Origin of the sequence: Pseudoblastomonas marina, assembly GCF_034374265.1 — a bacterium.
GTDB classification, from domain to species: Bacteria; Pseudomonadota; Alphaproteobacteria; order Sphingomonadales; family Sphingomonadaceae; genus Alteriqipengyuania_A; species Alteriqipengyuania_A marina.
Genome location: NZ_CP139718.1, coordinates 1,890,001 through 1,902,664, shown reverse-complemented (window position 1 = coordinate 1,902,664; position 12,664 = coordinate 1,890,001). Strand labels below are relative to the sequence as shown.

9 protein-coding genes (1 of these 9 cut by a window edge) are annotated in these 12,664 nt (G+C 66.9%); 2 read left to right on the top strand and 7 right to left on the bottom strand.

What is annotated here, in order from left to right; translation table 11 throughout:
• Window positions 1-20: 20 nt before the first annotated feature.
• Window positions 21-1,322: an ATP-dependent protease ATPase subunit HslU gene (gene hslU, locus T8S45_RS09365; RefSeq protein WP_322293522.1), complete on the top strand. Its 1,302-nt coding sequence runs from the start codon at window positions 21-23 to the stop codon at window positions 1,320-1,322.
• Window positions 1,323-1,399: 77 nt separating this feature from the next.
• Here the strand turns inward: hslU and T8S45_RS09360 are convergent, their stop codons facing one another.
• Together T8S45_RS09360 and T8S45_RS09355 are read right to left on the bottom strand one after the other, a co-directional pair.
• Window positions 1,400-2,278: an OmpA family protein gene (locus T8S45_RS09360; RefSeq protein WP_322293521.1), complete on the bottom strand. Its 879-nt coding sequence runs from the start codon at window positions 2,276-2,278 to the stop codon at window positions 1,400-1,402.
• Between the two features lie 181 nt (window positions 2,279-2,459).
• Complete coding sequence (locus T8S45_RS09355; RefSeq protein ID WP_322293520.1) at window positions 2,460-3,965, bottom strand: SulP family inorganic anion transporter; 1,506 nt, start codon at window positions 3,963-3,965, stop codon at window positions 2,460-2,462.
• A gap of 201 nt (window positions 3,966-4,166) precedes the next feature.
• On the opposite strand from T8S45_RS09355, the gene T8S45_RS09350 reads away from it, so the two are divergent.
• Entirely contained in the window at window positions 4,167-7,001 is a 2,835-nt protein-coding gene (locus T8S45_RS09350; RefSeq protein WP_322293519.1) for a M16 family metallopeptidase, read from the top strand.
• Window positions 7,002-7,038: 37 nt separating this feature from the next.
• Here T8S45_RS09350 and T8S45_RS09345 read toward each other — a convergent pair whose 3' ends face one another.
• The 5 genes from T8S45_RS09345 to T8S45_RS09325 form a co-directional block, all read right to left on the bottom strand.
• Window positions 7,039-8,850 carry an ABCB family ABC transporter ATP-binding protein/permease gene (locus T8S45_RS09345; protein ID WP_322293518.1) on the bottom strand — a complete coding sequence of 604 codons (1,812 nt, stop codon included), beginning with the start codon at window positions 8,848-8,850 and terminating at the stop codon, window positions 7,039-7,041.
• Between the two features lie 59 nt (window positions 8,851-8,909).
• Complete coding sequence (locus tag T8S45_RS09340) at window positions 8,910-9,887, bottom strand: aspartyl protease family protein (protein ID WP_322293517.1); 978 nt, start codon at window positions 9,885-9,887, stop codon at window positions 8,910-8,912.
• A gap of 68 nt (window positions 9,888-9,955) precedes the next feature.
• Window positions 9,956-10,936, bottom strand: a complete 981-nt coding sequence (locus tag T8S45_RS09335) for a glycosyltransferase family 2 protein (RefSeq protein WP_322293516.1) — start codon at window positions 10,934-10,936, stop codon at window positions 9,956-9,958.
• 2 nt (window positions 10,937-10,938) lie between these two features.
• Window positions 10,939-12,420, bottom strand: a complete 1,482-nt coding sequence (locus T8S45_RS09330) for a lipopolysaccharide biosynthesis protein (protein WP_322293515.1) — start codon at window positions 12,418-12,420, stop codon at window positions 10,939-10,941.
• Window positions 12,417-12,664, bottom strand: partial view of a glycosyltransferase family 2 protein gene (locus T8S45_RS09325; protein ID WP_322293514.1) — the 3' end only. 631 nt of this gene lie beyond the right edge of the window; only the last 248 of its 879 coding nucleotides appear in the window; the start codon falls outside the window, past its right edge — the gene reads right to left on this strand; the stop codon is at window positions 12,417-12,419. The genes T8S45_RS09330 and T8S45_RS09325 overlap by 4 nt, the downstream gene beginning before the upstream one ends.

Sequence of the window (12,664 nt, the reverse complement as noted above, 5' to 3'; positions counted from 1 at the left end):
CCGAATTCGTGGATTTTCAAATGACCGAAGCACTCACCCCCAAGGCGATCGTCGCCGCACTGGACGAACACATCATCGGCCAGAAGGAAGCCAAGCGCGCCGTCGCCGTCGCGCTGCGCAATCGCTGGCGGCGCCAGCGCCTCGCGCCCGATCTGCGCGACGAGGTGACGCCCAAGAACATCCTGATGATCGGCCCCACCGGCTGCGGCAAGACCGAGATCAGCCGCCGTCTGGCGAAGCTCGCCGACGCGCCCTTCGTCAAGGTCGAGGCGACCAAGTTCACCGAGGTCGGCTATGTCGGGCGCGACGTCGAACAGATCGCGCGCGACCTGGTCGAGGAAGCGATTCGGCTCGAAAAGGACCGCCGCCGCGATGCGGTGCGCGAATCGGCCAGCAAGGCGGCGATGGACCGGCTGCTCAACGCGCTGGTCGGCGAGAACGCCAGCGAAGCCACGCGCGAAAGCTTCCGCCAGCGCATCACCGACAATTCGATGAACGACACCGAAGTCGAGATCGAGGTCGAGGAAGGGCCGCAGATGCCGTTCGACCTCGGCGGTGCAGGCGGCAATGTCGGGATGATCAACCTGTCCGACATGTTCGGCAAGGCGATGGGCAAGGCGCCGCGCAAGCGCCGCAAGCTCAAGGTCCCCGATGCGTGGGACAAGCTGGTCGAGGAAGAGGCCGACAAGCGGATGGACCAGGACGACGTCAATCGCGTCGCGCTGGAGAATGCCGAGACCAACGGCATCGTGTTCCTCGACGAGATCGACAAGATCGCGGTCAGTGATGTGCGCGGCGGCTCGGTCAGCCGCGAAGGCGTGCAGCGGGACCTGCTGCCTCTGATCGAGGGCACCACCGTCTCGACCAAATACGGCCCGATGAAGACCGACCACGTGCTGTTCATCGGCTCGGGCGCGTTCCACGTCGCCAAGCCCAGCGACATGCTGCCCGAACTGCAAGGCCGCCTGCCGATCAGGGTCGAACTGCGCGCGCTGACCGAGGAGGACTTCGTCCGCATCCTCAAGGAAACCCGCGCCAACCTGCCGCAGCAATACACCGCGCTGCTCGGTACCGAGAACGTCACGCTCGACATCACCGACGAGGCGATCGCCGAAGTCGCGCGGATCGCCGCGCAGGTGAACCAGGGGGTCGAGAATATCGGCGCCCGCCGCCTCCAGACCGTGATGGAGAAACTGCTCGAGGAGATCAGTTTCGACGCCGAGGAACACGAGGGCGAAACGGTAACGATCGACGCCGAATACGTGCGCGAGCGTCTCACGGAACTGGCCGACGACACCGACCTGTCGAAGTATATTCTCTAGAGGGACGGCACTTACGAAAAAGCGCGGGACAGGCCCATGCCTATCCCGCGCTTTTTACGTGGTTTCTGCGTCGGGGCTTAGAGCCCTTCGACGGCCTTGCTTACCAGCACGCTCACTTCGACGCGGCGGTTCTGCGCGCGGCCCGCTTCGGACATGTTGTCCGCTTCCGGGTCGGCTTCGGCCATCCCGGTCGGGGTCAGCATGCGCCAGGGTTTCCACTGGCATTCCTGCTGGAGGAAGTTGACCACGCGGCCCGCGCGGCGCTCGCTCAGCACCTGGTTGTAATCCTGGTCGCCGACCGAATCGGTGTAGCCGACCACCAGCAGCAGCGCGTTGTCGGTGCCCTGCGCCTCGGCCGCGGCCTGGCACAGCTTGCGCTGGTCGGCCTGCGACAGCTGCCACTCGCCGGTGTCGAAATAGACCGCGGTGGTCGAACGCACATTGTAATTGTCGATATCGCCCACGCGGCTGCGCAGCGCGTCGGTCGCGGCAGTCTGCTCGGCGAAACCTTGCGCAGTACCGTTGCGGATCATCTGCGCCATTTCGAGGCTCTCGTTCGAGAAGCGCACATCCTTGGCGATGAGCGTGTTGCCCCACTGGACCGTTTCGACATCGACCTTGAGGCCGTTGAGCAGCGCGGCCTGGGTCTTGTCCGACCGGCCGAGGCTGAGGAAACCGTTGACCTCACGAATCGAGGTGGTCGGCGCAATCCGGATGTCGTTGGTCGAGCCGTCCTCGCCGTTGACGCGGATCGCGCCTTCCTTGCGCGCGGCGATCATGCCCTTGATGGTCGGGCCTTCGGGAAGTTCGGACAGGTCTGCCGGAAGCTGGCCGACGATGTCGACGCGGGTTTCGGCGCTCGCACCGGTCTGATCCTGCGCCGCGACGCCGGTTGCCGGAACGGCCAGCATCGCGATGAGGGCGAGGCCCGTCGATTTGCTGAAAATGGATTTCACTCTGACAATCTCCTTCGGTTTGCCCCCGAATGTAAGCTCTCGGCATGGCGGATCGGCCAATGCGGTCGCGCCTGCCCAATCGCCTCCCTAGGCGGGGGTTCCGACTGCCAGATGAACCGCGGAGGCGGCCCGGGGCGAAGCTGCGACGGGCCGAAGGAGCCGTGCAGGATTTGCGATGAAATCAGGGATGCGGGGCGAGCCCGATCTCGACCCCGGTCTTGTCGGTGAGGGCGAATCTGTCGACCAGGTCGCTACTGGCGCGGTTCAGGCCCTTCACCTGCACGCTCCGCCCGTTCATACGCATCCGCTCGACCACCTTGTCGAGCGCGCCGATCGCCGAGATATCCCAGAAATGCGCCTTGCTGACGTCGATCACGACGTGCTCTGCCGGATCGGGCTGGGTGCTTTCGGGGCCGAGCGCGGCTTCGAACCGCTCGACGCTGGCGTAGAAGATCTGCCCCTTGGCGCGATAGGTCGCGGTGTCGCCCTTCCGCTCGCGCACGACCTCGAACATCGTCATCACCTTGTGGGTGAAGAACGCACCCGACAGCAGCACGCCGACGAGCACGCCGATCGCGAGGTTGTGGGTCGCGACCACCACCGCGACCGTGCTCAGCATCACCACCGAGCTCTGCCACGGATGCACGCGCAAATTGGGGATCGAGTTCCACGAGAAGGTGCCGATCGAGACCATGATCATGATCGCGACCAGGGCGGGCATCGGCACCTGGCCGACCAGCGGGCCGAGCGCGGCAAGCAGGACCAGCAAGGTAACGCCGGCGGCGAAGGTCGACAGTCGACCGCGGCCGCCGCTGGTGACGTTGATCACCGACTGGCCGATCATCGCACAGCCGCCCATCCCGCCGAACAGCGCGGCGACGACGTTGGCCGCGCCCTGGCCCGCGCTTTCGCGGCGCTTGTCGCTGCCGGTGTGGGTCATGTCGTCGACGATCTGCGCGGTCAGCAGCGATTCCAGCAGGCCGACCGCCGCCATCGTCAGCGAGTAGGGCAGGATGATTTGCAGCGTCTCGAGCGTCAGCGGGACGTCGGGCAGGACGAAATAGGGCAGGCCTTGCGGAAGCTCGCCCATGTCGGCGACGGTGTTGACCGGCGCCTGCAGCCAGATCGACAGTCCGGTGAGCACGATGATCGCGATCAGCGGGCTGGGGACCGCGGTGGTCAGCTTGGGCAGCAGGTAGATGATCGCGAGCGCGGCGGCGACCATCGCATAGGCTTCGATTCCGACGCCCGGATTGCCGGGGATCAGCTGCGGCAGCTGCGCCATGAAAATAAGGATCGCGAGCGCGTTGACGAAACCGGTGATGACCGAACGCGAAACGAACTGCATCAGCAGGTCGAGCCGCAGCAGTGCCGCGATGCCCTGAAACACGCCCATCAGGATCGTCGCGGCGAAAAGGTAATCGACCCCGTGATCGCGCACCAGCGGCACCACGACGACCGCGACCGCGGCGGTCGCCGCCGAGATCATGCCCGGGCGTCCGCCGGTGAAACTGATCACGATCGCAATCGCGACCGAGGCATAGAGCCCCACGCGCGGATCGACCCCCGCGATGATCGAGAAGCCGATCGCTTCGGGGATCAACGCCAGCGCGACGACGATACCTGCGAGGATGTCGGCGCGAATATTGCCGAACCAGTCGCGCCGCAGCGCACCGGGATTTGCCATGACCAGGACCTGTGGAGTTGGGCGGCGCGATCGGGCGCCGCTTCTTCGCCGCTCCCAATACGGAATTGTGCGGTGCAGCACAACCTTGGCGGCGTGGACCCCCGGTCGGGTCAACTGGGCGCTTCGCAGAGTCCCCCCTGTTGCCTTCGGCACCCGGGCGGCTAGCCTGCTGCGCGCAACAGATCAGGGAAGGGGTCTCACATGTTCAAGCAGTTTCTCGCCGCCTCCACCGCCGCGCTCGCGCTGGGCGCCGCCGCGCCGCTCGCCGCGCAGGAGGGGGCCGATGCCACCATCTCCGCGCCCGAGATCGAATATACGATGTGGACGCTCGACAACGGCCTGCGCGTGATCGCGATCCAGGACGATTCGACCGCCGATGTCACCACTTCGATGTGGTACGACGTCGGATCGAAGCTCGACCCCGAAGGTCGCAGCGGCTTCGCGCACCTGTTCGAGCACATCCTCAGCCGCAAGACGCTGAACATGCCCTACAACCAGATCTACGGCCTGACCGCCGATGTCGGCGGCACCCGCAACGCTTCGAACGGCCCGGACCGCACGAATTACTTCGAGACCGTCCCGGCCGAATATCTCGAGCGGATGCTCTGGACCCACCGCGAACGGATGTATTTCCCGGTGGTCGACGACGAGGTGTTCAATCGCGAGCGCGACGTCGTGAAGGAAGAGTTGCGGCAACGCGTGCTCGCGCCGCCCTATGGTCGCTTCCAGCGCTTCGTGCTGCCCGAAAACGCCTACGACACCACTGCCTATCGCCGCCCCGGGATCGGCTCGATTGAGGAACTGAACGCCGCCACGCTCGAAGACGCGCTCGCGTTCCATGAGGCCTATTACGGGCCCGACACCGCCACGCTGATCGTCGCGGGGAATTTCGACGAGGCCAATCTGCGCGCGCTGGTCGATGAGTATTTCGCCGACATCCCGCGGCGCGAGAACCCGGTCCCGCTCGAACTGAACACCGAGGAACCCGAGCGAACCGAACCGCGCACGATCGTCGCGCGCGCGCCCAACGTGCCGCTGCCGGTGCGCGGCACCGTGTGGAAAGGCCCCAAGACCGCGACCGAGGATACCGCCGCGCTCGAAGTGCTCTCGGCGATCATGGCGCGCGGCGACAACAGCCGGTTGAACGAGGCGCTGGTGCGTTCGGGCAAGGCGGTCGATGCGAGCTTTTTCTACAGCGATGGCGAGGAAGCCGGGATGATCGCCGGTTTCGCGATCACCAACCCGACCGCCGACGCCGCCGAGGTCAGGACGATCCTCGATGCCGAGTTCGAGAAGGTGCGCACCACCCCGGTCTCGCTCGCCGAATTGCGCGAGGCCAAGAACGAGCTGATGTCGAGCACGCTGCGCCAGCGCGAGACCGCGCGCGGGCGGGCGTTCGAGCTGGGCGAGGCGCTGGTCTCGACCGGCGATCCCAAGGCCGCCGACAAGCGGCTCGAGGCGATCGCCGCAGTCACCGTGGCCGACGTCCAGCGTGCCGCCGCCAAGTGGCTCGATCCGCAGGGCCGGGTCGACATGACCTATGAGCGCGGCGAAGAGAACCCGCAGGACTGGGCGAACCCCTATCCGTTCCCGACCTTCCGCTCGCTGCCCGAACCGACCCGCACCCCGCTCGCCGTGCGGCCCGAGGCCGAGCGCGAAGCACCGCCCGCGCCGGGTATGAAGCCGACGGTCGAGGCCCCGGCGATCGTCGAGCGCACGCTTTCGAACGGGATCGAAGTCGTCGCCGCGCAGACCGGCGACGTGCCCTTCGGCACGATGACCGTGCTCGTCCCCGGCGGCGCCAAGTCCGACGCGCGGGCCAAGGCCGGGGTCGCCAACATGGCCGCCGCGCTCGCCGACAAGGGCGCCGGCGGCATGGGCGCGCAGGAGATCGCGGCCAGGCTCGAAAGCCTCGGCGCCAGCGTCGGCGCGACCGCGGGCACCGACGGCACCTTCTTCAGCCTCACCGCACCTGCTGCCAACATGCAGGAAGCGGGCGAGGTGCTCGCCTCGATGATCCGCAGCGCCGACTATCCGGCGGAGGAATTTGAACGCGAGCGCAAGCGGGCGATCGACGGCCTGCAGGTCGACCTGAAGGATCCCGGCGCGCTCGCGCGCATGGCCGCGCTGCCGGTGTTCTACGGCGATGCCGCCTACGGCTCGCAGCCTGGCGGAACGCAGGCGAGCCTTGCCGCGATCACGCGCGAAGACCTGCTCGAGCACCGGCAGGCCTACTGGCACCCGGCCGGGACCAAGATCATCGTCAGCGGCGGCGTGTCGGCCGACGATGCGGTCGCGCTCGCGGATTCGCTTTTCGGCGACTGGACCTCGGACGCCCCGGTGCCACCCATGGTCGAGGATGCTGCGGGCGAACCGTCGCCGGTGCGCACGGTGGTGATCGACCTGCCCGAAGCCGGCCAGGCGGCGGTCTATGCCGGAATGCGCGCGCCGTCGCGCTCGAGCGAGGATTATGTTGCGCTCGAGCTGGCCAACTCCGTGCTCGGCGGCGGTTCGAGCGGCAGGCTGTTCGAAGAAGTGCGGACCAAGCGTTCGATCAGCTACGGTGCCTATAGCGGCCTCCCGGCCCGGGCCGACGATGCCTATTTGATCGCCAGCGCGCAGACGCAGAACGCGACCGCCGACGAGGTGGTGCAGGTGTTCCTCGACGAATTCGACCGGCTCGGCAGCGAGACCTTCGCCGAAGAGCTGATCGACAAGCGGCGCCTGTTCCTTTCGGGCGGGTACGGTCGCAGCCTCGAGACCTCGTCGGGCTTCAACAACATCGTCGCCGAGCTGCTGATGTACGGCCTGGAACCGGGCGAAGCCGCGAATTACGCCGCCGACCTCCAGGGCGTGACCCCCGAGGCGGCCAGCGCCGCCGCGGCGAAATACGTCTCGGCCGACAAGGCAACGATCGTGGTGGTCGGCAATGCCGCCGAATTCATCGACGACCTGCGCGCAATCCGGCCCGACGTCGAGGTGATCCCGGCATCGGAGCTGGACCTGTCGCGCGGCGATCTGGGCGTGAGCGAATAAGGATCCGTGAAGCGAGGGCCGGGCACCCGCTCGGCCCTTACTCCGCCGCTTCGGCTTCCTCTTCCGCCTCGGCCTGCTGGCGCAGCCACATCTCGGCATAGAGACCATCGCGCGCGAGCAGCGCGCGGTGGCTGCCGCTCTCGACAAGGCGCCCGTCGTCGAGCACGAGGATCGTGTCGGCATCGGCCACGGTCGAGAGCCGGTGCGCGATCGCGAGCGTGGTGCGGTTCGCGCCGACCGCATGGAGCGTTTCGAGGATGTCCTGCTCGGTGCGTGAATCGAGCGCGCTGGTGGCTTCATCGAACAGCATGATCGGCGGATTCTTTACCAGCGTGCGCGCGATCGCCACACGCTGCTTCTCGCCGCCCGACAGCTTGAGCCCGCGCTCGCCGACCTCGGTGTCGAAGCCGTGCGGCAGTTTTTCGATGAAGGGCAGGATCGCCGCGCGGCGCGCAGCCTCGTGAATTTCGTCATGGGTTGCGCCACCGCGGCCATAGGCGATGTTGTAGCCGATCGTGTCGTTGAACAGCACGCTGTCCTGCGGGACGATCCCGATCGCCTCGCGCAGGGATTTCTGCGTAACCTGCGAAATGTCCTGCCCGTCGATCAGGATGCGACCGCCCTGCGGGTCGTAGAAGCGGAACAGGAGCCGCGCGATCGTGCTCTTGCCCGCGCCCGAAGGCCCGACGATCGCGACATGGCTGCCCGCCGGGGCCTCGAAGCTGAGGCCTTTGAGGATCGTGCGACCGGGATCGTAGCCGAAGCGCACATTGTCGAACACGATCGATGGTTCGCGCACCACCAGCGCCGGGGCGCCGGGCACGTCTTCCACCTCTTCGCTCTCGTCCATCAGCCGGAACATGTCCGCCATGTCGATCAGCCCCTGGCGGATCGTGCGATAGACCCAGCCGAGCATGTCGAGCGGGCGGAACAGCTGCATCAAATAGGTCTGGATCGCGACGAGATCGCCGACGGTGAGCAGCCCGCGGCTCCACTGCCAAACGGTAAAGCCCATCGCGAACAGCATCAGCGCGTTGGTGATGAAGGCCTGCGCGATATTGAGCAAAGCGAGCGAATTGTCGGACTTGATGGCGGCCGCCGCATAGGCGCGCGCGGCGCTGCCGTAGCGCTCGCGTTCGCGCTCCTCGGCGCCGAAATATTTCACCGTTTCGTAGTTGAGCAGCGAATCGACCGCGCGCGAAAGCGCCGTCCCGTCGAGGTCGTTCATCTGCTTGCGCAGCTTAGTGCGCCATTCGGTGATCGCCTGCGTCGTCCAGATATAGGCGACCACGGTGATCGCAGTGGCGACGACCAGCTCGCCGCCGAACATGGTGTAGAAGATGATCCCCACCGCGATCAGCTCGATGATCGTCGGGGCAATGTTGAAGAGCAGGAAATAGAGCATCGAATCGATGCTCTTGGTGCCCCGCTCGACCACCTTGGTCACTTCGCCCGTGCGGCGCGACAGGTGGAAGCGCAGGCTCAACCGGTGGAGCCGCGCGAACACGTCCTCGGCCAGCCGGCGGGTGGCGTCCTGCCCGACCTTCTCGAACGCGATGTTGCGCAGGTTGTCGAACCCGGTCGCGGCGAAGCGGCCGAGCGCGTAGGCGAGGACGAAGGACAGTGCGACCAGCAGCAGCCCGTCGCCTTCGAGCGCCATGGTATCCACCACCCGCTTGTAGGCGAGCGGCAGTGCGAGCATCACGCCCTTGGCGACCAGTACCAGCGACAGCGCGATCGCGATCCGCCAGCGGAGGCCGCGATTGTCGCGCGGCCACAGATAGGGGAGGAAGCGCCGGATCGTGGCCCAGCCGTCATGGCGGCCCTCGCGTGTCTCGTCCGGCGGCATGATGCTGTAAGTGGGGTGCGGCGGCGAGAGGGGCAAGACCCGGCGACGCGCCGCGCCGCCTAGTCGTCCTTGCCGAGGCGCGAGGCGTAGGCCTTCCTGAAGGCGCTTTCGAGCGGGACCGAGCCGGACGGAAGATCAAACAGGATCTTGCCGCTCTTGAAGTCGATCGCCACGCGGCGGAACATCCTCAGGTGTTGAATGCCGAGGATGAGAGCGGGTTTCTCGGTCAGGCCAAGGTGACGAAAGGGCGGGGCATCGGCGAAGGCGATCGGGATGTTGACGATCGAGAAGCCGGGGACCTTGACCTCGCCCGCCACCATCACATTGCCGGTCTGGCTGTTGCCGAGCACGTCTTCCCATTCGGCGAGCCCCAGTTCGCGCGCGCGGAGGCGGTTGCGGAGCGCGAAATTGCCGATCGAGATCTGCGATCCGGTGTCGATGACGATATCTGTAGCGATCCCGTCGATCCTGGCGCTGGTGATGATCAGCTGCCCGAGCCGCTGCTTGGCCCGGATGATGATCTCGAACCCGCGCTGGCTGAGGCCGGGGCGCGCATCGTGGACGGTGAGCGTGTCCTCCTCGAAATCGAGCAGCACGCGGCTGTCCTGCAGGCTGTCGAGCCCGAGAATGCCGTCGGCGCCGATCTTGTCGCGCGCCAGCACCGGCGAGGTGAGGCAGCAAAAGTCCATTTCAGCGAGCGTCAGGTTCTCGATGTCGACGAGGTCGGCTTCCTCTTCGCTCGCCATCCCCACCACGAGCGCCCGTCCGGCGGGCGCGAGCGCGAGGGCGGTGGCAATTTCGCGCGAGACGACGGTGGCCTCGGCCCCGGTATCGACGAGGAAGCGGTATGGGCCCTGACCCTGGACCGAGACCTGAACGGTGACCCGGTTGTAGCGCTCGCGCTCGAGCGCGACGACTTCTTCCTGCGTGAGCTGATCGGTCGCGCCCGGGTCGAGCGGGGGATTATCTGCGGGGGTCGCGCCGCCCAGGCCGAACGCGACGGCGGATAGCGCGAGGGACAAGGCGAATTTCTGCATCGAACGTCTCCGAGGGGGCGTTATACCACGTTCGGACACCCGGCAGAAACGCCGATCCACCAGCGCCGCTATCCGCCCGACCGACGGAACGAACTGGCCAACGCCCTGGCGAGGTCGCGCGGGTGGGCGAGCAGGCTGGTTGTGGGGTTCAGCCCGGTTTCGGGCGCAACCGAGCGCAATTCACGCCAATAGGTCGCAAGGCCGTCGCGCGAGGCGAAATAGCGATGCGCGGCGGCTTGCTCGGCGATCGCCCGATCGAGCCGAGCAGACTGGGCTTCGGTCAGCGCGATGTGATCGCCGTGGCGGATGCTCGCGAGTGATGCGGTGATCTGTCGCGCATTGAACAGGGCATTGGCCTCGTCGGTCAGATTGTCGCCTTGGCGATGGATGATCGAAACGTCCTCGAACCGGCAGACGAACTCGCCCAGCTCGGTCAGCCGGAGCCAGAACAGCCAGTCCTCGCCATAGCGCAATTCAGGCATCCAGCCGGCGGCCTCGGCGGCGCTGCGGCGGAACACCACCGAGCAGGTCGGGATGAAACTGGTGGTGAGGAAATGTTCCTGCGGCGAATCGAGTCGGAAGTCGCCGTCGCGGCCGAGCGCGGTGGTGCCGGCACCTGGGGCAAGACGCCTCGCCAGATGGCGATGGGGCGGCCGCCCGTCGGCGAAGGTCACCAGTCCATCGGCAAAGGCGACCACGGCCTGCGCATGCCGATCGAGCATCGGGGCCAGCGTGGCGAGCGCGTGGGGCAGGTATTCGTCGTCCGAATCGAGTGGCGCGAAGAGCGAGCCGCGCGCCGCCTGCATGGCCGTATTGCGCGAGGCACCCAGACCGCGATTGCGGGGCGAGACCACGAGCTGGACCGGGATCGACGAATCGGCCGCCCAGCGCTCTACCACCGTGGCGGTATCGTCTTGCGAAGCGTCGTCGACCACGACGATCTCGCCCGGCGGCTCGGTTTGCCGCGCGACGCTGTCGAGCGCGCGGGTGATCAGATGCGCGCGGTTGTAGGTCGCGACGATGACGCTGACGTTCACGTTGCCGGCCATCGTCAGGCCGCCTTTGGGCGGTGCAGGCGTTCGCTGACCAAGCGGGTGATGTCGTCGACGCTCGGATGACGCACCGCGACGAGCGTGCCGTACCACAGCGCCACGCCGGCCGCCGACAGGATCATCAACAGGCCCAGCCCCATCTCGGACGGCGCGACCCAGAAGCGATAGGCGAGGAGTAGTGGCAGTGCGGCGGCGGCGGCGGCGATCGCGGTCCGGGCATAGATCGCGAACAGTTCGCCCCAGCCGAACCGCACCAGCCGCTGGATGAAGACCGCGTGGATCGCCCACCAGATCGCGCCGTGGATCATGCGCGAGAAGGCCGCCCACCACAGCCCGTACTGCGCTGCGATGACGAGGATGCCGAGCGACAGGATCGCGTCGAGCAGAGTGAGCTGGATCGCCCGCGACCAGCCGCCGAGAAGGTAGCCGACATCCACCTGCATCGGGACCGCGATGAAGAAGGTCTGCGCCAGCGCGATCCACACCAGCAACGGCGCGACCTCGGCCCAGCGCTCTCCGTAGAGCCCGAGCACCAGCGGTTCGGACGCTGCGGCGAGGCCTGCCATCGCGCCCCAGGTCACCGCGCACAGCGCGGCGGTCAGGCGGAGATAATGGGCGCCGAGGTCCTCTCCTCTATCGCGCGCGCGCGCGAGGGACGGGTAGAATACTGCCGCGATCGGTCCGCCGACCAGCAGGCGGAATTGCAGCGCAAGTCCGGTCGCGCGGCTGTAGAGCCCGAGCGCGGCCTCGCTGATGACCTTGCCGATGATGAGGTCTGGCGCGCGCGCGGCGAACCCCGCAGTAAACGACAGCACGCCCGACCACCCGCCATAGGTGAACATTTCTCTCGCCCCTTCGAGGCTCGGCGGGAAGACGGCGAAGACCGGGCGCACGAACTGGGTCAGCAGCGCGCGGGTGAATTGATAGGCGAACACGCCGAAGGCGAGCGACATCGCCGAATAGCCCTGCCAAGCGGCAGCGATCGAAACGAGCGCGTTGACGAGATGCGCACCGCCCTCGACGAAGGCGGTCTTGCGGAAGTCCATGTCGCGCTGGACCAGCGCCATCGGCACCACCGCCAAGGGGGTGAAGATGAACGAGATCCCGATCATCAGCGTGATCGTGAACAGCGCCTCGTTGTCGTAGAAGTCGGCGATCGGGCGCGCCATCAGCATGACCACCACGACGATCGACAGCGCGACCGCGATTGACACGGTGAAGGCGACCCTCAGGGTCGACCGCTCTAGCTTCTCGGCCCCGACGAGGAAGCGGGTCAGGCCGAAATCCTGGAGGCCGTGGACCAGCGCGGCGGCCGAAAAGGCAACCGAGAACACGCCGATCTCTTCCGGCCCCAGGAAGTAACGGGCGATGATGACGCTCGCGACGAATTGCAGCGCGAATCCCGAATATTGCGACACCGCGGCCCACAGCGTGGCCGATCGCAGCGATATCTTGGGGACGGTGGGGGGCGCTTCGCTCATGTCACGCGCACCCGCACGACCGATCTGAGCCACTCGGCGATATTGCGCCAGCGGCGGGCGACGACCGTCGGGTCGTCGCACAGCGCCCGCCACAGGTAACGCAGGCGGATGGCATAGGGATCGCGGGTGGCGAGCTCGAGCCAGGCGCGCGCGCGCCGCGCATCCTCGGGCATCTCCTCCACGCGCGGCGCCAGCACCTTCACGCTGAGCTCGCGGATATGGCGCGCGCGTCGGTCGGTCAGGC

Bases quoted from the DNA above. Each gene is read 5' to 3' on its own strand.
- hslU (WP_322293522.1), top strand. From the start codon at position 21: ATGACCGAAGCACTCACCCCCAAGGCGATCGTCGCCGCACTGGACGAA.
- T8S45_RS09355 (WP_322293520.1), bottom strand. From the start codon at position 3,965: ATGGCAAATCCCGGTGCGCTGCGGCGCGACTGGTTCGGCAATATTCGC.
- T8S45_RS09350 (WP_322293519.1), top strand. From the start codon at position 4,167: ATGTTCAAGCAGTTTCTCGCCGCCTCCACCGCCGCGCTCGCGCTGGGC.
- T8S45_RS09345 (WP_322293518.1), bottom strand. From the start codon at position 8,850: ATGCCGCCGGACGAGACACGCGAGGGCCGCCATGACGGCTGGGCCACG.
- T8S45_RS09340 (WP_322293517.1), bottom strand. From the start codon at position 9,887: ATGCAGAAATTCGCCTTGTCCCTCGCGCTATCCGCCGTCGCGTTCGGC.
- T8S45_RS09335 (WP_322293516.1), bottom strand. From the start codon at position 10,936: ATGGCCGGCAACGTGAACGTCAGCGTCATCGTCGCGACCTACAACCGC.
- T8S45_RS09330 (WP_322293515.1), bottom strand. From the start codon at position 12,420: ATGAGCGAAGCGCCCCCCACCGTCCCCAAGATATCGCTGCGATCGGCC.